Annotated in this window: 23 protein-coding genes; 9 read left to right on the top strand and 14 right to left on the bottom strand. The window is 44.0% G+C overall.

Going from position 1 to position 24,327, the window contains the following annotated elements; translation table 11 throughout:
- Positions 1-9: 9 nt before the first annotated feature.
- From infC to ACQEXS_RS09370, 5 genes are all read right to left on the bottom strand, one after another.
- On the bottom strand, positions 10-561 hold the full coding sequence (gene infC, locus ACQEXS_RS09390) for a translation initiation factor IF-3 (RefSeq protein WP_374144851.1): 552 nt from the start codon (positions 559-561) through the stop codon (positions 10-12).
- 3 nt (positions 562-564) lie between these two features.
- Positions 565-2,493, bottom strand: a complete 1,929-nt coding sequence (gene thrS / locus ACQEXS_RS09385) for a threonine--tRNA ligase (RefSeq protein WP_367989450.1) — start codon at positions 2,491-2,493, stop codon at positions 565-567.
- A gap of 281 nt (positions 2,494-2,774) precedes the next feature.
- Positions 2,775-3,062: a type VI secretion system PAAR protein gene (locus ACQEXS_RS09380; RefSeq protein ID WP_367989449.1), complete on the bottom strand. Its 288-nt coding sequence runs from the start codon at positions 3,060-3,062 to the stop codon at positions 2,775-2,777.
- Between the two features lie 160 nt (positions 3,063-3,222).
- A complete protein-coding gene (locus tag ACQEXS_RS09375) occupies positions 3,223-3,708 on the bottom strand; it encodes a hypothetical protein (protein ID WP_427013636.1) in 486 nt (161 codons plus the stop codon).
- A gap of 23 nt (positions 3,709-3,731) precedes the next feature.
- The gene (locus ACQEXS_RS09370) at positions 3,732-4,244 is read right to left on the bottom strand and encodes a nicotinate-nicotinamide nucleotide adenylyltransferase (RefSeq protein WP_427013635.1); all 513 of its coding nucleotides are present in this window, start codon (positions 4,242-4,244) and stop codon (positions 3,732-3,734) included.
- Between the two features lie 110 nt (positions 4,245-4,354).
- Here ACQEXS_RS09370 and nadE point away from each other — a divergent pair, with 110 nt between their 5' ends.
- On the top strand, positions 4,355-5,182 hold the full coding sequence (nadE, locus tag ACQEXS_RS09365) for an ammonia-dependent NAD(+) synthetase (RefSeq protein ID WP_427013634.1): 828 nt from the start codon (positions 4,355-4,357) through the stop codon (positions 5,180-5,182).
- A 49-nt stretch (positions 5,183-5,231) separates the two neighbouring features.
- Here the strand turns inward: nadE and ACQEXS_RS09360 are convergent, their stop codons facing one another.
- From ACQEXS_RS09360 to ACQEXS_RS09340, 5 genes are all read right to left on the bottom strand, one after another.
- Positions 5,232-5,900 carry a LuxR C-terminal-related transcriptional regulator gene (locus ACQEXS_RS09360; protein WP_367989445.1) on the bottom strand — a complete coding sequence of 223 codons (669 nt, stop codon included), beginning with the start codon at positions 5,898-5,900 and terminating at the stop codon, positions 5,232-5,234.
- Between the two features lie 187 nt (positions 5,901-6,087).
- Positions 6,088-7,110, bottom strand: coding sequence for a trypsin-like serine protease (locus tag ACQEXS_RS09355; protein WP_427013633.1), 1,023 nt, complete (start codon positions 7,108-7,110; stop codon positions 6,088-6,090).
- 89 nt (positions 7,111-7,199) lie between these two features.
- Entirely contained in the window at positions 7,200-8,237 is a 1,038-nt protein-coding gene (locus ACQEXS_RS09350) for a S1 family peptidase (protein WP_427013632.1), read from the bottom strand.
- 104 nt (positions 8,238-8,341) lie between these two features.
- Positions 8,342-9,460: a glycine cleavage system aminomethyltransferase GcvT gene (gcvT, locus tag ACQEXS_RS09345; RefSeq protein ID WP_427013631.1), complete on the bottom strand. Its 1,119-nt coding sequence runs from the start codon at positions 9,458-9,460 to the stop codon at positions 8,342-8,344.
- 258 nt (positions 9,461-9,718) lie between these two features.
- Positions 9,719-10,342, bottom strand: coding sequence for a helix-turn-helix domain-containing protein (locus ACQEXS_RS09340; RefSeq protein ID WP_367989441.1), 624 nt, complete (start codon positions 10,340-10,342; stop codon positions 9,719-9,721).
- Positions 10,343-10,716: 374 nt separating this feature from the next.
- Between ACQEXS_RS09340 and ACQEXS_RS09335 the strand changes: the two genes are divergently transcribed.
- From ACQEXS_RS09335 to ACQEXS_RS09310, 6 genes are all read left to right on the top strand, one after another.
- Positions 10,717-12,012: a serine hydroxymethyltransferase gene (locus ACQEXS_RS09335; protein ID WP_427013630.1), complete on the top strand. Its 1,296-nt coding sequence runs from the start codon at positions 10,717-10,719 to the stop codon at positions 12,010-12,012.
- A 39-nt stretch (positions 12,013-12,051) separates the two neighbouring features.
- Positions 12,052-12,432, top strand: coding sequence for a glycine cleavage system protein GcvH (gcvH, locus tag ACQEXS_RS09330; protein ID WP_367989439.1), 381 nt, complete (start codon positions 12,052-12,054; stop codon positions 12,430-12,432).
- 113 nt (positions 12,433-12,545) lie between these two features.
- Entirely contained in the window at positions 12,546-15,410 is a 2,865-nt protein-coding gene (gcvP, locus tag ACQEXS_RS09325; RefSeq protein ID WP_427013629.1) for an aminomethyl-transferring glycine dehydrogenase, read from the top strand.
- Between the two features lie 329 nt (positions 15,411-15,739).
- Positions 15,740-16,492: a hypothetical protein gene (locus ACQEXS_RS09320; RefSeq protein WP_427013628.1), complete on the top strand. Its 753-nt coding sequence runs from the start codon at positions 15,740-15,742 to the stop codon at positions 16,490-16,492.
- Between the two features lie 4 nt (positions 16,493-16,496).
- Positions 16,497-17,135 carry a hypothetical protein gene (locus ACQEXS_RS09315; RefSeq protein WP_427013627.1) on the top strand — a complete coding sequence of 213 codons (639 nt, stop codon included), beginning with the start codon at positions 16,497-16,499 and terminating at the stop codon, positions 17,133-17,135.
- Position 17,136: 1 nt separating this feature from the next.
- The gene (locus ACQEXS_RS09310; RefSeq protein ID WP_427013626.1) at positions 17,137-17,352 is read left to right on the top strand and encodes a hypothetical protein; all 216 of its coding nucleotides are present in this window, start codon (positions 17,137-17,139) and stop codon (positions 17,350-17,352) included.
- A gap of 149 nt (positions 17,353-17,501) precedes the next feature.
- On the opposite strand, the gene ACQEXS_RS09305 is transcribed toward ACQEXS_RS09310, so the two are convergent.
- From ACQEXS_RS09305 to ACQEXS_RS09295, 3 genes are all read right to left on the bottom strand, one after another.
- Positions 17,502-17,996, bottom strand: a complete 495-nt coding sequence (locus tag ACQEXS_RS09305) for a YcxB family protein (protein ID WP_427013625.1) — start codon at positions 17,994-17,996, stop codon at positions 17,502-17,504.
- Between the two features lie 294 nt (positions 17,997-18,290).
- Positions 18,291-18,551 carry a DUF5062 family protein gene (locus ACQEXS_RS09300; RefSeq protein WP_367989436.1) on the bottom strand — a complete coding sequence of 87 codons (261 nt, stop codon included), beginning with the start codon at positions 18,549-18,551 and terminating at the stop codon, positions 18,291-18,293.
- Between the two features lie 135 nt (positions 18,552-18,686).
- Positions 18,687-19,193: a DUF3087 domain-containing protein gene (locus tag ACQEXS_RS09295; RefSeq protein WP_427013624.1), complete on the bottom strand. Its 507-nt coding sequence runs from the start codon at positions 19,191-19,193 to the stop codon at positions 18,687-18,689.
- A 359-nt stretch (positions 19,194-19,552) separates the two neighbouring features.
- On the opposite strand from ACQEXS_RS09295, the gene ACQEXS_RS09290 reads away from it, so the two are divergent.
- Positions 19,553-21,283: a S8 family serine peptidase gene (locus ACQEXS_RS09290; protein WP_427013623.1), complete on the top strand. Its 1,731-nt coding sequence runs from the start codon at positions 19,553-19,555 to the stop codon at positions 21,281-21,283.
- Positions 21,284-21,481: 198 nt separating this feature from the next.
- Positions 21,482-22,096, top strand: coding sequence for a 3'-5' exonuclease (locus ACQEXS_RS09285; protein WP_367989430.1), 615 nt, complete (start codon positions 21,482-21,484; stop codon positions 22,094-22,096).
- 63 nt (positions 22,097-22,159) lie between these two features.
- On the opposite strand, the gene ACQEXS_RS09280 is transcribed toward ACQEXS_RS09285, so the two are convergent.
- Entirely contained in the window at positions 22,160-23,866 is a 1,707-nt protein-coding gene (locus ACQEXS_RS09280) for a S8 family peptidase (protein WP_427013622.1), read from the bottom strand.
- Positions 23,867-24,327: the final 461 nt, after the last annotated feature.

Below are 24,327 nucleotides of genomic sequence, written 5' to 3'. Positions count from 1 at the left end.
AGCCGTTAATTACTTCTTTTTAGGGGCAAGAACCATGATCATCTGACGACCTTCGATCTTCTTAGGGAAAGATTCCACTACTGCTAAATCAACAGTGTCTTCCTTAAGACGATTTAGAACGTCAACACCGATGTCTTGGTGTGCCATTTCTCGGCCACGGAAGCGAATTGTTACCTTCACTTTGTTGCCTTCTTCAAGGAAACGCGTCAGGTTGCGTAGTTTTACCTGATAGTCTCCAATATCAGTTCCAGGACGGAATTTTACTTCCTTAATCTGGATCTGCTTTTGCTTCTTCTTCTGCTCTTTAGCAGCTTTGCTCTTCTCAAAGAGGAATTTACCGTAGTCCATCACACGGCATACTGGTGGCTCAGCGTTTGGACTGATTTCTACCAGATCCATACCCGCTTCTTCAGCTGCTGCTACTGCTTCTTGGATTGATACAACACCAACTGATTCACCGTCTGCGCCTGTTAAACGAACTTCACGAACGCCACGAATTTCACCGTTTAAACGATGAGCATTTTGCTTGGCCGGTTGTTGGCCGCGTCTTCCGCCTTTAATAGCTTATTCCTCCAGATTGAGCTTACGGCTAGCGATCTCGTCTTGGATGTATGAAATAAAGTCATCCACTTTAAACTTGCCGAGATCTTTGCCTTTACGAGTACGTACTGCAATTTCGCCTGCTTCCATCTCTTGGTCGCCACAAACAAGCATATACGGTACACGCTTCAAAGTATGTTCGCGGATTTTAAAGCCAATCTTCTCATTTCTCAAGTCCGCTTTAGCTCTAATTCCACATTTTTGTAGTTTTTGTGCCACTTCCTGAACATAATCTGATTGCTTGTCAGTAATATTCATGATTACCGCCTGCTCTGGCGACAACCAAGTTGGGAAGAAGCCGTAGTATTCTTCGATCAGAATTCCGATGAAACGCTCTAGTGAACCTAAGATTGCACGGTGAATCATCACTGGCACTTGGCGTTCGTTATTCTCATCTACGTAAGTAGCACCTAGACGCCCCGGAAGGTTAAAGTCTAGCTGAACAGTACCACATTGCCATGCACGGTCTAAACAGTCGTATAGCGTGAATTCAATCTTAGGACCGTAAAACGCACCTTCGCCCTCTTGGATCTCGTATGGAATATCCATCGATTCCAAAGACAGCTTTAATGCTTCTTCAGATTGATCCCAGATTTCGTCGGAACCTACACGCTTTTCAGGACGCGTAGACAGTTTCACTACGATGTTAGAGAAGCCAAAAGTTTGGTATGTATCGTAAACCATCTTGATACAACCAGTGACTTCATCTTGGATTTGGCTCTCAGTACAGAAGATGTGTGCATCATCCTGTGTAAAGCCACGTACACGCATAATGCCGTGTAGTGCACCTGATGGCTCGTTACGGTGACATGAACCGAATTCAGCCATACGTAGCGGTAGGTCACGGTACGATTTTAGACCTTGGTTGAAGATCTGTACGTGACCCGGACAGTTCATAGGCTTGATTGCGTATTCACGGTTCTCAGAAGACGTTGTGAACATCGCATCTGCGTATTTGTCCCAGTGACCCGAACGTTCCCAAAGAACACGGTCCATCATTAATGGACCTTTCACTTCTTGATAATCGTATTCTGTCAGTTTTTGACGTACGAATACTTCTAAGTCACGGAAGATAGACCAGCCATTATGGTGCCAGAACACCATTCCTGGTGCTTCTTGTTGCATGTGGAATAGGTCTAGCTGCTTACCAATTTTACGGTGATCACGCTTCGCTGCTTCTTCAAGGCGAGTTAAATGCGCTTTCAGCGCTTTCTTGTCGTGGAATGCTGTGCCGTAGATACGTTGAAGCATCTTGTTGTCACTGTTACCACGCCAGTAAGCACCCGCTACGTTAAGTAGCGTGAAGTGCTGACAGAAACCCATATGTGGTACGTGTGGACCACGACACATATCGATGTATTCTTCATGATGGTAAAGACCCGGGCGATCGTCGCGAGCGACGTTCTCGTCTAGGATTTCCATCTTGTATGTTTCACCGCGCGCTTCAAATGCGTCGCGTGCTTCCTGCCAGCTAACCTTTTTCTTGATAACTTGGTACTTAGTCTTCGCAAGCTCTTTCATACGCTTTTCAATCTTCTCAAGATCTTCTTGCGTTAGAGAGTGCTCTAAGTCGATATCGTAGTAGAAACCGTTGTCGATCGTAGGACCAATCGCCATTTTCGCTTCAGGGAAAAGCTGCTTGATCGCATGACCAAGAAGGTGAGCACATGAGTGGCGTACGATTTCAAGGCCGTCAACTTCATCTTTCACTGTGATGATTTCAAGGCTTGCATCGTGTTCAATCAGATCACACGCATCAACACGATCGCCATTTACACGACCAGCAATGGTTGCTTTTGCAAGACCCGGACCGATAGATTGAGCGACTTCAAGAGTAGAAACTGGGTTGTCAAATTGACGCTGACTGCCGTCAGGAAGAGTAATAATAGGCATTATATTTCCTTTACAGTGGTGTTGCACACCAAGCAACACATGCATTGAAAGTAAATCTTTGTTTTTCAACCAATTACGAGGTTAAAAGGTAAAAATTTAAAACGAATTCGGTTACTGTTCAGCACAAATACGGATGTACCTTCCAGAAAACATCCGAGCATTCTAAACAAATCGGCCCAAATGACAACTTGTTTCTCTTTAGATTAATGTCAGGATTTTGATATTCAAAAACAAAAAATGGGAGGTGATACCTCCCACATTGGTTGTACTTTATTGAAGTATTATGAGCCGACATTAACTGTGGCGCTACCAATCGTAACTCCGCCACAATCGACACTTCCACCTGTAATTGCCGCCGCCTTCCCGTTGATTTTCACAGTACCAGAGCCTGATGCGATACTTCTGCCATGAGGTGGATGTTTGGGTTTATCATGTGGTGCAAGAGGATCACCAACCCGAGCTGCTGGTACAGAGTCGAACTTTACGTCTGGAGAACCCGCCGTCACGGGTGTTGGCGGAAAGCCATCATGATCTGTGCCTATATCACCAACCTTAACACCTTTACCCATTGTTCGTCCCTATCTGCTATCGAAATGATTCGTTGCAATGATTCAATTTTCACGCCATAAATTTCTGTTAGAAATCGAGAGACTCACAGCGAGGCAGGCAATGCTCTGCATTGAGCTAAGCAATATATTGCCTCGCTGGCAATATATTGCTCACAAAGACTTAAAATGGTAATTCCACCTGCATCATCATGTCGCCATCAAGCTTATCATGCCACCGATAGTCTAATCTGAGTCGTGGTTCTCCAATGCGCCGTTCACCAAATCCTAGACTAAACTGCAGCCCATGATTCATAATCCACTCTTGAGTGGTCATTGAGCTAAAACGCTCTTCCAACTGAGATGGCATCCAAACCCCAATACCAAAATAGCTATGAGCAAGACTTTGGGTGATCAGCGGATCTGTTTCGGTCTTCAGTACCCAATCAGACCAATAACTTGTCTCAGGTTTAGGTTGTTCGTTAGCAATTTCAGTAATTGAATCGATTTTATCTACTGTGTATTCAACACCCTCAAGTAACGAAAAACACACACCATTTGAGGAATGAAACATGACAGACTCACGTTCACCATTCACTTGATACAACTCACAGCTAAAGGAGGGAAGTGAAACAAAACAAAGACTTAAGCCGATATAAAACCGATTCATTGATACCCCTTCAGGCACATCTATCAATAATATTTTGAATCGACCAATATACGTTGAACATTTAATGTAGTGAGGTGAGAAATATCTTCCCCATTGTGTAAAGCAAGGCGAATATCAGTACTACGTATCGCTACTCTCTCTGGACAAGCTAACACATTCCAACGCTTGGTGATTTCCTCAGCTTTGTAAAACTTACTGAAGCTGAAAAAATTGTCTGGCCCAAGGACAAAAGTAATGTCAGCATCCGGAAAATTCTTTTGTAGTCGTTCTAAAACTGCGTAGGTGGTCACGCTCTGTCCGGGTATAAACAACTCTTCTTCAACCGTTGAACGTACAACCTGTGGCATAGAAAGATCAGCAATGAATGCATCAACCAGTTCACAGCGCCTGTCATAATCCAACATTTCTTTACCCCATGCATGTGAGATACTTGGGATAAGTTGTATTTGATCAAAGTGACTTAGCGATTCGATCACGCTTTTATGTCCTAAGCTTGGCGGGTTAAATGCACTACCAAAAACCGCTATTTTGAGCATTTTATTTCCTTTCATTATTGATTTACCGCTTCACAGTTTTCTAATCTGCTCATTACGGTATGATACCACCATCAAATCTTGAAATAACAATGCTGCAGGAAGGAAATCTCATGGAACAGCAGATCCGCGATGAAATGCGCGTATTACCTTCAATTGATCCACACTTCGAAATTTCTCGTCGTGTTGACTTTATTAAACAAAAGCTCACGCAAGCAGGCTGCAAATCATTAGTACTTGGTATCAGTGGGGGTGTCGACTCTACCACCTGCGGTCGCCTAGCTCAGTTAGCAATCAACCAATTAAATGAAGACAATGGCGGTGGCTATCAGTTTATTGCGGTTCGCCTACCCTATGGTGAACAAAAAGACGAAGATGAAGCTCAGCTTGCGCTCAGTTTCATTCAACCAACACATTCCGTCTCTGTGAATATCAAGGCAGGTGTAGACGGTTTGCATGCCGCATCTCATGTCGCACTCGCAGATACTCCCCTTCTACCGCAAGACCAAAGTAAGATCGACTTTGTGAAAGGGAATGTGAAAGCTCGCGCACGTATGATCGCACAATATGAAATTGCAGGATATGCAGGCGGCCTTGTATTAGGCACTGATCATTCAGCGGAAAACATCACGGGTTTTTATACCAAGTTTGGTGACGGCGCATGCGATCTTGCCCCTCTGTTTGGTTTAAATAAACGTCAAGTCCGCGAAGTAGCTGCAACACTAGGTGCTCCCGAGCAACTCGTTAAAAAAGTTCCTACGGCTGATTTAGAAGAGCTTGATCCGCAAAAAGCAGACGAAGATGCACTAAACCTTACCTACGAACAGATCGATGACTTCTTAGAAGGTAAACCTGTTTCAGAAGACGTCACTCAACGATTGGTTGCAATTTACAAAGCAACACAACATAAGCGTCAACCCATTCCAACGATTTACGACTAGAGAGCTAACCCGTTAGTCGCAAAAAAGGGAGCTTGCGCTCCCTTTTCATTTAAACACGTTCTTCCAGTGCAATGTTATTGTTCGCCCACAACAGTGCTTGTAAACGGTTCTTCGCATTAATCTTCTTGAAGATATTGTGAAGGTGCGTTTTCACTGTGTTTTCGCTCACAAACAGTTCATCGGCAATCTGAAGGTTTGATGCACCGTGACCAAGCAAGCGAATGATTTCTTTCTCTCGCTTAGTCAAGTTTGCGTAAACCTGTGATGTCGTTACTGTATTTGCACAACGGAAATGTTCAATATAGTCCTGTGCTACCTTACGTGATAGCCACATTTCATCCTGCATGATCTTTTCCATGCCTTTCAGAAGCAGAGAAATATCGTCATCCACGTAGAAAACACCAACCAGGTTACGCCATTTAAACAGGTTGGTAGAAGGCACGTCTTTCGGGCAGTTGATTACAATCTCTTTAGCAGTATTACCACCTGCCACTTTAGCTTGATTGTACACATCGAAGTTAGAATCATCGAGGTAGTAGTAATCAATTAGAATGTAATCAGCCAGCATCGAATTTGGATCTTCAGCCTGAGCAAGCTCAGTGACCGATACGATATTTACACTGAGCTGAATCCCCTTCTCTAAGGAGTCTTTAAACAGCTTTGACTGCATGCTGACATCGGACAACAGGGTTAAATGATGAGTCGCGTTAATTGTCATGATAAAACTCTCCAGCTCAACTTTATGCGTAACATAAAACTATCGTTTAGATACGATTAGTCAACATAGCCCGCGAATTGCTACGCAAAATAAAAATGTGAAATACATTTTATATCAATTATTTAGAGTTTGTATCTTAATTTTGAGATTTTACTCAATTGTCCAAAGCTGGCGAATTTTATAGCATTTATCCTCTTATATAAATCTTAGTTTGCTCGTTTGTTCGCCATAAAAAGCAGAAAAATAGCCCAAACAACCACCACAAATTTACAGATCCCCCACCACCGCCACTTTGTTCTGTTACCGTTTCGGATTCAACCGCGTTACCACTTGAATTTTCTATCAAAGTTCGGCGGCCATTTACGGTCTGCACATAGTATTTGGGTGATTCCAATCCTGTAATAACGCGATTAATCCAGTTTTGATAATCATAGATTTCAGTAAAAACGGATGAGATGGGTTCACTGGTGTCACCACACAAGGTCGGCCCAAAGCTAGTGATCCCTATTTGTATGTATTGACTACCGTTGTACCAGTACACTGGGCCGCCAGAATCACCGGAACAGGTAGAGTTCTGATACCCATTTGAGACGGCTCCTGAGAAACAAACCTGTGAACTCGTAAGGTTCGCGCCATAATAACTAGCACATGCACTGTTGCTGACAAAAGTCAGCGTCGTTTCAAGAAGTTGCGTCCCTCCGGCTGTGTTACCGTTCTCCAGTCCATGACCAATGGCTTTATAGTCTCCACCACTGGGATAGACATCATTGGTAGTGGTGTTTAATAGCGAGGAATAATCTGAAACGCTGAGTGGGGTTTCTACTTTAATAATAGCGATATCATCTGGCCAAAGCGCTGTACTCGAGTCGACATAAGTGTCTGGGTAATAAAATTCAGATGCGCGAGCTTGTTGATTAGAAAGGAAGTTTTCTTCATCTTCAAGTTGCGGGGTTACAACGGTATAAAGCATTAAGTTGCTATCACCATAAATACAGTGTGCCGCTGTTAATGCGTAATTCGCATTGATCATTGTGGCTCCACAATAGCTGGATGAACTGTAAACCGAGTTATTGCGATAGAAGAGGCTAGCAAAAGAAGGATAGTTAACAATATTCGCCGTATTGCCATTTACAATATAAGGTTCCACTTCTAACGCATTGACAGAATTAGATAAAAGTAGAAGCGAAATTAGAGATAAACACCGTTTCATGACCCCTTCTCCCTGACGCTTGTTGTTAAACTTAAGTTTAGTTTAATCTGCTCAAGCAGGCTGGAAAGGGGTCAAATGTGAGAGCTAAGTCAGCTTGAATAACGACCTTTTCGTGTCACAAGACCTAAAAGTGCTAACAGTGATAACCAACCTAATGTACCGCCACCTGATTCCTGTGAGGATACCGTTGTATTAGCTTCTGATGCGGAGATGAATGTGATTTTTCCATATTGATCGATGTGAGCTTGCCGCTCAGCATCCGTCGCTGTCATGGATGGTGATTCAGAACCATTGAGCACTCGATTGATCCAGCTTGCATAGTCAGTTATTTCTGTAAACACGGAGGTAACTGAACCCGTCCCGCAATTTTTTGGACCAAAACTGGTAATGCCAACTTGATAAAGGATACCACCATCACTCCAATACACTGGCCCTCCCGAATCCCCGTTACACGTTGAGTTACTGAGATTGGTATCGTTGTCAAAAGCGCCAGAGAAACAGATCTGCTTATCGGTTATCTTCGTATCACCGTTAACAAAAGCAGATTGGCAAGTTGAATTATCAACAGCATCTAAGTTTGTCTGCAACAACCTGTCATCAAGATCATGTCCAGTGACTGTATTACCGTGCCCTACCGTGGTAAACGTTCCCCTTAGATGACGATAATCTTCATTACTCGCACGATTCACCGAAATGCCAAGGTTCAAACTCGTTTCCAGCTTGAGAATTGCAATATCATTCGGATAAAGCTCGACACTTGAATCAATGTAGTTGGATGGGTAGAAAATCTGACTGACACGATGTCTTTGTATGTAACCCGCGGATGGGAAATCGGATTCATTTTGCAACTGAGGAACAACCACCGTAAACAATCTGGCAGCTTCATCGTCATATACACAGTGAGCAGCCGTTAGAATATGGTTATCATCCAATATCGTTCCACCGCAATAACTGTCTGGATAGAACTTATTATCAAATTCTGCAGAATCAAAAAACAGTGAAGCTGTTGCGGGAAAATTTGAAACATCGACTTGCGAGCCATTAACAATATAAGGCTCAACATTCGTAGCCGAAGCTAATGAAGAAACAGAACAAGCTATCCCTATCAATGCGGTAAGCTTATACATACCACTATCCTTCTTATTTTCGATATCTTATAACTTTATCGAAAAATGAAAAAAAGAAAACCTCCCGAAGGAGGTTTCCACATTAAGATTCTTTAAATCTAGTGCTAGCCACGGTAGTAACGCTGTGGAACAAAAGGCATTTTTTCAACAATCATCGGGAGTAATTTTCCGCGAACTTCTGCAAAAAGCTCGGTACCGATAACCGCAAGGTTCGCATTCACATACGCCATTGAAACTGGTTTTCCTGCATTTGGTCCGGCCGTACCGCTGGTTACCACACCAATTTTGTTGTTCTCTGCATCAAATAACTCCGTACCTTCACGAACCGGCGCTTTGGTTTGGCCGACTAAACCAACACGCTTACGCGCGACATCTTTAGTCTCGATTTGCTTGAGAATAATGTCTGCGCCAGGGAAGCCTCCTTCACGCTCGCCACCAGCACGACGAACCTTCTGAATACCCCATAGTAAACTCGCCTCAACCGGTGTTGTTGTTGTATCCAGATCGTGCCCATACAAACACAAACCGCATTCTAAACGAAGAGAGTCACGCGCCCCCAAACCAATCCACTCGACTTCATCTTCTGATGTAAGCTGGTTCGCGAGTTCAGCAGCATGAGTACTTGGTACAGAAATCTCGTATCCATCTTCACCGGTATAGCCACTGCGGCTGACAATGCATTCCACACCGAGGATAGTCAGCTTCTTCACATCCATAAACAGCATATCAGCCACTTCGGGAGCGAAGCGTTTTAGCACATCAACGGCTTTTGGTCCTTGCAGTGCGAGTAATGCACGGTCTTCAATTACTTCTAATGTCACATCTGACGGCAAATGCGCTTTCAAATGGCTAATATCTTGTTCTTTGCACGCCGCATTAACCACAACAAACAAATGATCACCAAGGTTTGCCACCATGAGATCATCCATGATGCCACCTTCATCATTAGTGAAAAATGCGTAACGTTGGTTGCCTTGTGGTAGATCGATAATATCGACTGGCACTAATGACTCAAGAAATGCCGCCGCACCCTCACCATGCAATCGCAATTGCCCCATATGAGAAACATCAAATAGCCCCGCAGAATCACGAGTATGTAAGTGCTCTTTCTTTACACCAAGTTTGTATTGAACTGGCATGTCATAACCAGCAAACGGAACCATCTTTGCACCCGCTTCAACATGCAGCGTATGCAGTGGTGTTTTCAGTAATTCTTGAGTCATTGTTGTCTCCATTTGTTCAGGTCCGTTTTCCTTATCAGGAAACCTTGTTTCCAATAATAAACAAGAGTGGAGAAAATTTGCACCATTTACAAGTTTAGAACAAGAGAAAATGTGATGATTAACGTTTTGATCACATTCAAAGAGACAAAAAGAAGCGCCGATTAACAACTCCAGTTGTTAGATCGACGCCATTTTACTTATCTAACCGCCAAAAGCAAACGTTTGCTTTCATTATCGGAAATTTAATAAAAATGTTCTTTATTTAGCCGTTACCCACAAAATATGGGCGTCCTCTTCACTGACCGAGACCAACATATGCCCCATATTTGCGTCATAGTAGACGCTGTCGCCTTCACTCATACGAACAGGTTCATAAAACTCGGAATAGAACATAACTTCCCCAGAAATGATCAACAAAAATTCTTCGCCATCGTGTCTTACCCAGTCTTTGTATTCATCAAAGCTACGCGAGCGCACTCGGCTTTTAAACGGCATCATCTTCTTGTTGGAAAGTTCTGTAGCGAGCAGTTCATGCTCATAAGTCTGAGTTGGGTGCGGTTTTCCAAGCCCGGAACGAGTGATATCTCTGCGCCCAGTGGCAACCTTTTTCCTTGGCGGCTCAAAGAGTTGTGGCATATCAATTTGCAAACCAAGCGCCAGTTTCTGCATTGCCTGAAAAGTAGGTGATATTTGTTCATTCTCAATTTTACTTAAGGTGGAACGTGCCAGCCCTGTTCTTTGGCTCGCCTCTTCAAGCGTAATACCTAACTTGCCACGGATGTCCTTTATCCGCTGACCTAACTTTAAAGGCTCAATGGTTTGCTCTTGTGATTCTTTTGCTAATTGCAGGGACGGATATTCATCGTAGATATCTTCCGGCATAGATCCCTCATTTTTTTTGCTTACTTCCTGTCTGGTTTCATTGTGCATGAAGCCCACAGTAGAAAAAAGGTTAGACGACGAAATAAAGCGTGCTCTCGATAACAAAAAAAGAAAACATGTTTCCTATAGGAAATTTTTTATTGATTAATACACAATCAACCGTTATGTTACCGACTTGTTAGATTGAGAGATGCTGTTACCGTGCGAACGTGGGTTGGAACTCACAACACTTCGCCGGGTTTTGTCCCGATTGTTGGGAATGGATTTCACGCTGATCTGCTTGTACGGATTAGCAGAATAAAAAACTGACGAGTAAAGACGACAAGTTGAAATAAACCACATTTACTCGGCGGCTAAATGGAAGGTCATCTACCATGAACAAAACGTACCAAAACCACAGCCTTGAAAACTTTTTTTCAACCAATTTGTCTGCCATGGATGATGCCGTTTTTGCCGGTATTCAAGCAGAAAACACACGTCAAAATGAACAAATTGAGCTTATCGCTTCAGAAAACATTGTTTCTAAAGCGGTAATGCAAGCGCAAGGCACATGCCTGACCAACAAATACGCTGAAGGTTACCCAGGTCGCCGTTACTATGGTGGTTGTGAGCACGTTGATACAGTGGAAGCCATTGCTATCGAGCGTGCTAAGAAACTTTTCAATTGTGAATACGCAAACGTTCAACCACACTCCGGCGCGCAAGCAAACGGTGCCGTGAAACTGGCACTGCTTCAACCGGACGACACCATCCTTGGTATGTCTCTAGACGCAGGTGGTCACCTAACGCACGGCGCGCGCCCTGCTCTTTCTGGTAAATGGTTTAACGCCGTTCAATATGGCGTCGACCGTGAAACGCTAGAAATCAACTACGAAGACGTTCGCCAGCTAGCACTTGAGCACCAACCTAAAATGATCATCGCAGGTGGTAGTGCTATTCCACGAACTATCGACTTTGCAAAATTCCGAGAAATCGCAGATGAAGTCAACGCGATTCTTATGGTCGACATGGCGCACATCGCCGGCCTTATCGCAACAGGTGCGCACCCTAGCCCGCTTCCTCACGCACATGTTGTGACAACCACAACACACAAAACATTGCGCGGCCCTCGTGGCGGTATGATCCTGACCAACCACGAAGACATCATCAAAAAAATCAACTCAGCCGTATTCCCCGGCTTGCAAGGTGGCCCACTGATGCACGTCATCGCAGCAAAAGCTGTCGCTTTTGGTGAAGCTTTGGGACCAGAGTTCAGCAGTTATATCGATTCAGTGATCGACAACGCAAAAGTTCTTGCTCAAGTATTGCAAACTCGCGGTTGTGACATTGTGACTGGCGGAACCGATACGCATTTAATGCTGGTTGACCTAAGGCCAAAAGGGCTCAAAGGCAATAAAGCAGAAGAAGCGCTTGAGCGTGCTGGGATCACATGTAACAAAAATGGCATCCCATTTGATACAGAGAAGCCTATGATTACATCGGGCATCCGTTTAGGGACGCCTGCGGGTACAAGCCGCGGCTTTGGCGCTGAAGAATTTAGACTCATCGGTAACTGGATTGGCGATGTACTGGACGGATTAGTTGAAAATCCTGAAGGAAACGCAGCCGTCGAACAACGCGTTCGCAAAGAAGTAAAAGCGCTGTGTCATCGTTTCCCACTTTACCAATAAATAATTTTAAATCTTTACAAACATTTTGGAGATTAAGCAATGGACAACACACTGAAGTTTGCAGATAGCCACGAATGGGTACGTGACAATGGTGACGGCACCGTAACGATTGGTATTTCTGAACACGCTCAGGAAATGCTTGGCGATGTGGTTTTCGTTGACCTACCAGACGTGGAAGACGAAATCGAAGCAGGCGACAGTTTCTCACTTGTTGAGTCTGTGAAAGCAGCTTCCGATATCTACGCACCAATCACAGGTGAAGTGGTAGAAATCAACGAAGAGTTGGAAGATAGCCCAGAGCTAATCAACGAAGAACCGTATGAAGGCGGCTGGATTGTAAAAGTGAAGATGTCTGACCCATCTGAGCTTGGCAACCTAAAAGACGCCGAAGAATACCTAAACTCGATCGAAGACGAGTAAACCAGAAACCCAAAAGCTGCCCTTGATGAACCTATCTCGGGCAGCTTTTTTCTAAGGTTCGGATGTATAATTAAATTTATCAGTTACCCGAACCACGGAGTAGGTAAAGGACCATGACTGAATTACTTCAAAGCCTCAGCACACAAAACGAGTTTGTTGCTCGCCACAACGGACCAAACAAATCAGACCAACAAAAAATGTTGGAAGCGATCAACGCAATTAGCCTCGATGCGCTTATCAATGAAACCGTACCAGCGCAAATTCGCCTAGAACAACCATTGAACTTGGCAGAAGCGAAGAGCGAAGCCGATATGCTGGCTGCAATGCGCAAATTCGCTGACCAAAACCAAGTTAAACGTACATTCATCGGTCAGGGTTACTACAACACCTTCACCCCAAACGTGATTCTACGTAATGTGATGGAAAACCCGGGCTGGTATACCGCATACACCCCTTACCAACCAGAGATCTCACAAGGTCGTTTAGAAGCACTGCTAAACTACCAGCAAATGGTGATGGATCTAACTGGTATGGAAATCGCGAACGCGTCATTGCTTGATGAGGCAACGGCAGCAGCAGAAGCGATGACACTGTGTAAGCGTGCGGGTAAGAGCAAGAGTAACGTCTTTTTTGTTGCTGACGATGTTCACCCACAAACGCTTGAAGTCGTTAAGACACGTGCAAAATACATCGGCTTTGATGTTCTTGTCGGTTCACTAGAATCACTACCAGAACAAGATGTGTTTGGCGCACTGGTCCAATACCCCGGCACTACGGGTGAGGTTCGTGACCTAACGGACATCATCGCAAAAGCGCAAGCAAACAAAACACTGGTTACCGTAGCAACGGATCTATTGGCTTCTGCCCTACTAAAACCTGCAGGTGAAATGGGCGCAGACGTCGCTATTGGTTCTGCACAACGTTTCGGCGTACCTATGGGTTACGGCGGTCCACACGCTGCATTTATGGCAACGCGTGACAAGCACAAGCGTACGATGCCGGGTCGTGTTATCGGTGTATCTATCGATACCAACGGTAACCAAGCTCTGCGTATGGCAATGCAAACGCGTGAGCAGCACATCCGCCGCGAAAAAGCGACATCAAACATCTGTACCGCGCAAGCACTGCTCGCCAACATGGCATCTTTCTACGCGGTTTACCACGGCGCGGAAGGTCTACGTACGATTGCTCGTCGTACGCACCACATGACCGCTATCCTAGCTGCTGGCCTAACAAAAGGCGGCTTCGAGCTTGCTCACAACAGCTTCTTCGACACCATCACCATCAACACTGATGCACAAACTGAAGACCTATACGCGAAAGCACTAGCCGCAGACATCAACCTACGTAACTTGGGTACTCAGCTAGGTGTAAGCTTCGACGAAACCACAACCGTGGCAGACGTAGAAGCCCTATTCGCAGTATTCGGTGTGAAAGAAGAAGTGGCAGCACTATCAACTGAAATTGCGGGTAACGAGTTTGCAGCGATTCCAGAAGCACTGCGCCGCACAACAGAATACCTAACGCACCCTGTGTTTAACACGCACCACAGCGAAACACAGATGATGCGTTACCTAAAACAGCTAGAGAACAAAGACTTCTCGCTTACGCACGGCATGATCCCACTGGGCAGCTGTACGATGAAGCTGAACGCAGCGGCAGAGATGATCCCAGTAACTTGGCCTGAGTTTGGTTCGATCCACCCGTTCGCACCAGCAGAACAAGCAGCCGGTTACGCAGCACTAGCCAAAGATCTTAAAGAGAAGCTATGTGAAATCACAGGCTACGACGCATTCTCACTACAACCAAACTCTGGTGCATCTGGTGAGTACGCCGGTCTTATCGCGATTCAACGCTACCACGAAAGCCGTGGCGAAGGTCACCGTAACGTATGTTTGATCCCAAGCTCTGCGCACGGTACTAACCCTGCGACAGCATCTATGGTGTCAATGAAAGTGGTTGTGGTTAAGTGTGATGAAGAAGGTAACATCGACATCGACGACCTAGCAGCGAAAATCGAGAAGCACAAAGACAACCTATCAAGCATCATGATCACTTACCCTTCTACGCACGGCGTATACGAAGAACAAGTGAAAGAAGTGTGTGAAATGGTTCATGCTGCGGGCGGTCAGGTTTACCTAGACGGCGCAAACATGAACGCACAGGTTGGTCTAACAACGCCGGGCTTTATTGGCTCAGACGTTTCTCACCTAAACCTACATAAAACCTTCTGTATCCCACACGGTGGTGGCGGTCCGGGCATGGGTCCTATCGGTGTGAAATCGCACCTAGCACCTTTCCTACCGGGTCACATTGAAAACGGTGCAGACGGCGAAAACTTCGCAGTATCCGCAGCGGACATGGGTAGCGCGTCTATCCTGCCTATCTCTTGGGCTTACATCGCAATGATGGGCGAAGCTGGCCTAACAGACGCAACAAAAGTAGCGATTCTGAACGCGAACTACGTGATGGAGCAATTGCGCCCTCACTACCCTGTTCTTTACCGTGGCTCAAACGGCCGTGTAGCGCACGAATGTATTATCGACATTCGTCCACTAAAAGAAGAAACAGGCATAAGCGAAGAAGACATCGCGAAGCGTCTAATGGACTACGGTTTCCACGCACCTACCATGTCGTTCCCTGTAGCAGGCACGCTAATGGTTGAGCCAACAGAATCGGAAGACTTAGAAGAGCTAGACCGCTTCTGTGATGCGATGATCGCAATCCGTGAAGAGATGACAAAGGTTAAGAACGGTGAATGGCCGCTAGATAACAACCCGCTTGTTAACGCGCCACACACTCAAGTTGACCTAGCGAAAGATGAATGGGATCGCCCATACTCTCGCGAGCTTGGCTGCTTCCCTTCTAAAGCAACCAAATCTTGGAAGTACTGGCCAACAGTAAACCGCGTAGATAACGTATACGGCGACCGTAACCTAATCTGCTCGTGCCCAAGCATCGATAACTACGAAGATTAATTTTTGTAGAATCTAAATAGACAAAGGCGAACCGTTTGGTTCGCCTTTTTTGTTTTTGGGAAAGATTTTATAACTCACTTTTGGACAAAGGCTACTTAGACTAAATACTTAAATTAGAAAAATACGGATAACTTCGGGTATGGGAAAGTCGCTTAGTAAAGTGTCCAGTTTCGCAGGTGCAGATCAATGGATAACTGAACCACAAAATGGTGACGTTCCTTTTTACGTAAGCCCTAGAAAATTGTTACCTTTACAGTATGCATGCCCGATGAATAACATCGATGTTCTAGGCATAACTTCTATAGCCCAAATGAGATAGGCCATTTTCCATGTCGTATGATGAGCAAGTCAAAAATATCAGAAACAAACTTAAAACCTTCACTACTGAATCTCTGATAGAGATTACACTCCAACGATTGCATGCTAACCATGAAGGCCCTGTAGCTATGGAGCGCGCTTGGGTTAGCTGCCTATTGCTTGAATGGATATTAGAAGTTAACCCACACACCAATGCTAAAAGTGCAGAACCGAAAGACGTGCATGAGCTACTTAACAAAATATGGGCACTACAAGGAGAAGCAACTATCTTGTCTACAAGTAGTGAGTCGCTAATGTTAGCATTGCGCCCATTTCTACTAACACAATTACGCTTCCAGCAACCTCAAATTCTTCACGCCTACTTCCTTGTTCGTCTGTATAGCATTATGGTTTCGGTAAATAATAGCCCACAGTTTGAACAGTCATTTAAAAAACTAACTGGCATTGAGCTTGAACGATTCTATAGTTTGTCTTTACTAATGCTCCAACTATTTGCCAATGTTAAGTCTGTATACTTACCGTATAAAGATTTACTAACAAATTTCCACCCTTCTTACAGCATAGATGAGATCACTTTGGTTCTTAAATCCTTAGGAGCCAATTGGGAGGAGCTACGCACATACTTCAAAGATCGACGTGAACGATTAGGACCACTAAAAAAGAGCGAATATTGTGCTGAAACTCAACTAACTAAGTTTCCTCTCCTGCTTACGCCTTCTTCTTGCACCACTACACACATATGTAGCAAGTATTGGAATAAGTGAATTTGTGCTTCGCATTCTCAAAGAGGACAATCCCTCAACATTTAGGAATAGGTTCTCACGGGCTTTTGAAAGCTACATGGCTAATACGTTCAACGACTTCAGCATCCCTGTAGTACCTGAAAGTTCTATTGAGCAGCACTATAAAAAACACAATATAGATGGAAAAGTAGTCGATTTCTTGTTGAACGTTGATGGTAAAAGTGTTCTTTTTGATGCAAAAGGCGTTGAACCTAAAGATGTACTTCTAACAACAGATAGTTCAAAAACCGTTAAAGAAAAACTCCGAGATACCCTCCTAAAAGGGGTTGAACAAGCGGCAGAATGCTCTCAATTATTGAGCAAAACGCAATACCCAGACTTTGCCGATTATAGTGATAGATATGCTCTAGTGGTCAGCCACAAAGAATTTTACTTTGGCGGTGGAGCACAACTGGCTGAATATTTGGGAGAATTCAGCGAAGACAAGATTCACAAAGTCGTAGAAAACAAGATTCCAATAGAAAATATCCACTTCTGTTCTATTGCGGAACTTGAAGGAATGATCGCTATTTGTGTAGAAGCATCAACTTCTATTCCAAACTTCTTAGAGTATTGTACCCAACAAAACAAAACAAAACAAAACGGCAGCTACAGCCAAATTTGAAATGAGACAACACTTAGAAAGCTTTATCGCACTTAAAGGCTTGGATCATGGTGTACCTATAGGCAGCCAAATAGTTTATTCAGATTATGAAAAATTGATGGATAGAGCTCACGAAGCTATGACTGAATCTAAACGTTATTGGAGAGATGGAGGTATGGCTAAAGCTCCAGAGTTCCTTCACAAATTAGAGCTACTACAAAAACAAATTTCTTCTTAAGCAACAGTGCTATAGGTGTGCATGAGATGGGGTCAGGTCTTGCCTCTTGCTATCCATTACTTTTTATATCTCGAAACTAGTAAATCATCGAGAACAACAATTTGTGCCATAGCTCTTTTTGAGGCAAAACCTAGTTACGCTCAACAACATCAATTCGTTTTCGCTGCTTCGTGCTGCTTAACCATAAACGCGATCACATCTTTATTTAAGCAAGATTTGCTGATGTACTGACGTTGTTTACCCAGATGAAGAATAAAGCCCAAATCGGTTTGTTCGAGTTGATCAATTTCACTCCAAGTAATGCTTCGGTCGATTTTTCCGCTTTTGTAGCGCACTCCATCCGCGTTAACTTGAAACACCACTTTATTGCCACGGCTAGAGCTGATGGTTTGTCGCCACAACCACCACGTTCTTTTGAAGTAAACACTGCACGCTTCAATCACACTCAATACAATAAAGAACCAACCAACATAACCGTTAGGTAGCAGTTCAAACTCCAGTAAAACCACACCAAAAATAAGAAAGAGCATCCCTTTCAAATACGCTTGTGGGAACTTAACAGGCTGGCTAGTTTGGTCATAACACTCGGCGAAGAAGGGTTTGTCGAGCGTATATTCTGTGGTGAATTCGAAATCTTTAGACATGTATGGTTACTTTAGGGTTTCTGTGAATGAGTATTCCATGTTGCGCTCTTGCAACGCGAGCATTGTAGCGCTTCTCGGAGCTTATCTTTAGCAATTTTGATTCTGTTTTGTAAACCAATACTACCGAACATCCCAACTCGCCTTGAGGTGCGATATACATTAATAACTCGATAAGATTTGTTGGTATACAGAAGATGGACGGAGGCGAGTTAGCGCCACGCACTCTACTTGTTGGTTGTGAGGTTCGCTCCTAAAAAGCGCCTGTTTCAGCGCTTAATAGGATGATAGAGATTTTTATTTTAGAGGGTCGTTGTCTGGCAACGCGTTATGAATCCACAGCGCTAGCCTGTGTTTGATGTTGGCACCATCGAGTTTACTTTCTGGAAGTGGCGCAATTTGCTTGGCATCGACTAAAAAGAGATAGATGGCTTTGACTCTGACTGGCTGCGGAGATTCTGGCAAATCAAATCCTTGCATTTTAGCCATCTTGCCACCGATCTCTAACGCCTTTTTAACTAACTTATCTTCGTTATGGAGCTTCGCTGTTTTTGACATATCATCACACTCTCTTGTCGATTCTCTTTGTGAGTATACTAAGCTAAATCATCAGCTTAATCACTTGTAAAGAATTTAAGGGTTAAACCTTGCCTTTGTCTATCCTTCTTATTTGTAGCAACCCAAATAAACCGACTAAAACGCTTTTAGAATTCCAGCGTGGTAGTTCGCAATATCCAGCTTAATACTGTGCTTTTCAGCCAGCTCATCAAGCTTGTTTTGGGCGGCGGCTAAGCTTTCCATCGTAAGGGTATTGTCGTCGAGTTGCCAGAGTTGGCGAGAGCCTTCGTAGCTAAATTGAAGGGCTAACATCGCATCTGCGTTACCTTCAGCAGCGGCGGCATCAAGTGCTCTCTTTTTACGGTAGATTTGGTTGAGTGCTTGTTTTAGGTCCCACACGTAGGCGACTTCATACATTTTAGGATGCGACTTTACTTTGATTAATGCCACCACCAGCCCGATTGCACTGACAATGACACCAAGCAAATTCCAATGGAAATGGGAACCAGACTCTGATGGAAAGAGGGCAATGAGTGTTTGAGAGATTGCAAGGCTAGAAGCGGCTAAGATACCAATGCACAAGACAATGACCATGTTTAAACGTGAGCGGTATAGTTGTTTGTCGATTTTTTTTAGTTTCATCAATAGTCCATTATTTTAGCCACTTAACATGGCGCTGAGCGGCGTGCGTCAGCTTTCGATTATACCGTTTAACTGACTTGATATAAGAGGTAATTTGTTGCAAAGAGTGTGCTACGGCTCACCCGATAGGAACGTAACTCAGACCTAGATGGCTAAGGTTGTAATTCAGAACACGAACTTCGTGATGGAATAACCGTATCCTTACTCTCGTGAACTCAATGAAAGCCTTTAGATATAACACGAAGACAAGAACTCTAAGACAAACTGAACCTATAATTTCCAAATGATATAAGGGGGGTTGTGCTGTATTGACCTATAGTTAATAGACATGTTTCTGAGCGTTGATTAAGGAACACCCAATGCAAACAACAGCCAAAATCATGATAATTGCACTAATACTCGCTATCTTCCTGCCAGCAGCTGCATATTCCCAATCACCCCCTGATCGACAAAGTTATATTGTTGTACTTAACGACAATGCTGTTCCTGAAGATGTGGCCGAAGAAATCGCCCTCAAAGCGAATGGGAAAGTTGGGTATGTCTTTGAACATGTCATTAACGGTTTCTCCATTGTCGTGCCTGCGGCGGCTATAAATGGCATATTAAATAATCCGAAAGTATCTTATGTTGAAGAAGACATTCCGATCACCGCTTTCGCTCAGCAGATCCCAACTGGTGTTGAACGAATTTTTGCCGACGAGACTTCTCTCGATATCGATGGCATTGACGATTATCGAGTGGATGTCGATGTTGCGGTGCTCGACACGGGTATTGATGTCGAACATCCTGACCTATATGTTGTTGGTGGAGCCAATTGTCTTAACCATTCTGGAGGGCCACCACATAGACGCTCCTATTACTGTGATGACACATTGAGTGGAGATGACGACCATTATCACGGTACACACGTGGCTGGGACCATTGCTGCCCTTGATAACAATCTAGGAGTGGTCGGTGTTGCACCTGGCGCACGCCTCTGGGCACTAAAAGTATTAGACTCACAGGGTTCAGGCTCACTATCAGGTATTATTGCTGGCATCGATTGGGTGGCCGCTCAAGGCAATATTGAAGTCATCAATATGAGCTTAGGTGGTTCTGGTTCAAGTAGTGCCATGGATGACGCCATAGAAGCTGCGTTTAACAATGGCGTGACGGTTGTGGTTGCCGCGGGCAACAGTAATGCTGACAGTGCCAACTATACGCCAGCCAATTCTCCTTATGCTATTACCGTATCTGCCCTAGCCGACTTTAATGGGTTAGCTGGTGGCCAAGGTACTCCTACCTGCCGAACGGATCAAGATGACACCTTAGCAGACTTTAGCAACTGGGGAGCAACCGTCGACATTGCCGCCCCTGGCATATGCATTCTTTCTACTTATCCGCTAGAAAAAGGGGAATATGGCACCATTAGTGGCACATCCATGGCATCACCTCATGTCGCTGGCGCTGCCGCATTACTTGCAAGCAAAAGCGACGATCCCCAAACGATATGGGAGACCTTGGTTGATAATGGTAACTTTAACTGGACGGATGATTCAGGGGATAACATCCAAGAACCGCTACTGGACATTGACTCATCCGTCTTTTCTCCAAAACTCATTGTCACAGGGCACGTTAGCAATTCCTCTCCCACAGCCCAATTTACATTCTCGTGCACACAATTAGTATGCGACTTTGATGCATCAACATCCTTCGATAGTGATGGTTCAATTAATTCTTATGCGTGGGACTTCGGAGACACTAATACAGGCAACGGTAAAACAACCAGTCACACCTATGCGAGCCAAGGTACTTATACTGTAACTCTAACCGTTACCGATGATGATGCTGCCACTGGCGATACCCAAGATGAAGTGACGGTAAGTGATAGTGATGACTCCCCTACACTACTCACTAGCAGTACGAATAACGGTTCAACATGGACAGCAACGGTTTACTATTCAGGTAATGATATTCTTATGGGTTCTTGGTCTTCAGGGGCAGGAACTTGTACTAGCAATACCTGTACACAAAATGGGATTGCAAAACGCCAATCAAGTGTCGATTTTACGAGTGATAAAGGCGTCACTGTGACCGTTTATAAACCATAGCAATCAGTGCATATAGTTTCTCCGCCTCAACCACCTTCGATGAAGGTGGTTGACTTCTATTTGTATGGCCACCAATCGCAGGTTATCAAAACAAAGCCAGCTAACGGTTTAGCAGCATGCTAGCAGAGCATCAATGCCTTTCTTTTTTTATCGCTTTCGATGATACTCTTGCACCTTATCGTTTAGTTGGAAAACCTCATGCCTCAAGCAAACTCCGTCGTTGTACTCGACTTTGAAACCACTGGTCTCTCTCCGAATATGGGGGATCGCGCCATTGAAATCGGTGCAGTGAAATTAGTCGATGGAGAGGTTGTTGATAGTTTCCAACAGTTGATGAATCCCGGCTTCAGAGTGAGCTCTTTCATAGAAAGTTACACTGGTATCACCAATAACATGTTGCGTACCGCACCAAGTTGCGATGAGGTGATGGCATCGTTTAATGAATTTATTTCTGGTGAAAACCTTATCGCCCACAACGCTTCGTTTGATAAACGATTTCTTGATGCTGAACTAGAACGAATCAACAAAGGTTACAGTGGTGAGTTTGCTTGCTCCTTACTAGTGGCAAGACGACTGATTCAAGACGCACCATCGCATAAATTGGGTGAGCTTGTTCGTTATAAAAATATCGACAACGATGGTGTTTTCCACCGAGCATTAGCCGATGCACAAATGACAGCAAAACTTTGGCTTCAGATGATAGAAGGCTTAGAGCAGTCGGGAATCAACAAGCCAAGCTTCCAGTTTATGCAAACCGTGAGTAAAACCGCAAAAGGAAAAGTGGACCTACTACTTGCTAAAAGTCGTGTTTAAAACGACCTGACCAAATACAAAAAGGCGAACCAAATGGTTCGCCTTTTCTCTAGTGTTAACTAATTAGTATCGATTCCCTAAGTCAGTAAACAAGGTTTCTGCATCTACAATGCCCCCTGAAATAGATAGGGTTTCAAATGGTACTTGCTGCTTAGGATCTGATGGTTTGTTTATCATCAAACCCGGATAAGTGCGCGATGTATCCATCAAGAGCTTTTTCACCTCAACCGCCGTGAGATCCGGATTGTACGACCACACTAACGCTGCAACACCCGATACGACAGGCGCCGCCATACTGGTTCCGCTGAAGGCTTTGTATGTGTTGTCTGGCGTCGTTGATAGAATTCGGTGACCCGGCGCGAAGATGTCGACAGACTCCTGACCAAAATTACTAAAGTAGGTCACGAGATCAGCATCTGCGTATTTTGATGAAGCACCAACATCCATCCATGTCGAGATAGGTTTTAGAGCGCCAAAAATTGAGTAACGGTTCGGGAAGCTTGGTTTGATGTCGTTGTCATTACTGCTGTTACCCGCAGAATGCACAATCAACACACCTTTGCGCTGTGCATAACGGAACGCATGGTCAACTACCCACTTCGATGGAGAGTAACTCTTACCAAAGCTCATGTTGATGATCTTCGCACCATTATCAACGGCATAACGAACCCCGTTGGCAATGTCTTTGTCTCGCTCATCACCATTTGGCACGACACGTACAGACATGATTTTCGCGTGATCCGCAACGCCATCAATGCCGATACCATTACCTCGTTTGGCGGCGATAATGCCCGCAACGTGCGTACCATGACGGCCAACAGGGCCTTTAACATTATTGTTGCCATAGCCCTTTTCCCAATTAATGTATGGGTTATCCATTACAATATCTCGGCGCGTGTCGAGCTCTAGGTTGTAATAGTAGTTGAGGGCTTCTTCATAGCGTTCTTTACGTGAGTCCATATAAGCGAAGGAATACCAAAGCTTGAACACATCAAGCAACCCTTCTGCTGCTGCCACCACCTCTGGGTCAGAATGCGTCAGTAGAATTTGAACGCCATCTGCAGTGAAATCGGTATGGTCTGTTTTCTCTTCGATAATGCTTTTGTAACCATTCGCTTCGGTTTGTGCTGCCAAAACGGCTTTTAGCTGGGTTTGATTTGAGGTTACTGATTCCAAGTAATCCGCTTCAACCGCTTGGTAGTATTTAAGCTTTTTCGGTGGGATCCAACGATTTCTCTCTTTCAGCGCCAGATACTTTTTGTATTCGCGCGTTACTTCAAGCGTATCGTGGTCTACATCAATACCCATTGAGTTACCAAGGAAGTTCCAGCCGTGAACATCATCGATATAGCCATTGCGGTCATCATCAATGCCGTTATCTGGGATCTCTCCTGTATTGACCCACAAGTTGTCTTTAAGATCCTCATGCTCGACGTCTACCCCTGAGTCCATCACCGCAACAATAATTGGTTGAGGCATCAAAGGAGGCAGTAAAAAGTCGTAGACTGCACTTGCACCAACACCTTGGATGTCGGTTGTTAACGGCGATAAGTTAAACCAATCACCACGAACGCTTGGAGCACTGCGCATTAAGTCCAAAGCACGAAAACGGGGCATCGGCTTCGGGGAGTGATCTTCAATGATGGTCCCTTTCACATCCTCGATAAAAGGTGAGTTTTTAGGGGCCGGGTTTACACTGACGTTTGCAGAAACTGAAGCTGTAGCCATGATAGCTGCAGCAACAACTGACAATTTATATCCATTTTTCATGTTTGCATCCTATTTTTTCTGCTTTAAAAGCCGAATTAAGATAAAAGGCATCACAAACCGAATCATGGACAAATATTAATAAATGATATCAATATCTCATTTATTAATAATATTTATTAAAATTATTTGATTGATATTCTATTGACAATTTCAAGTATAAATAAAACCATCAATTAAACATTTAAAACTGTTTTGATTTTAAATTACGAAATATAAGATCTTGATTCAAAACTTACACGACATTAATTCCAATGCTATCAAAAAGCTAAATTTACCAAATATATCAAACAGATAAAAAATGAACACAGAGATAATGCAATTAAAGTCACCAATAGTTAATATGCTTACTAAGCATTGACGCTTAAATATTCCTCAAACAATTGTATCAAATAGAATATAACTTCAATGATCATAATTAGGCAAATAGTATACATATAAAATGATATTTAAGCCGTTATTAT

Origin of the sequence: Vibrio sp. TRT 17S01 (assembly GCF_050113695.1) — a bacterium.
GTDB lineage: Bacteria > Pseudomonadota > Gammaproteobacteria > Enterobacterales > Vibrionaceae > Vibrio.
Note: the sequence above shows the minus strand (reverse complement) of the source record. Positions and strands in the feature narration are given on the sequence as shown.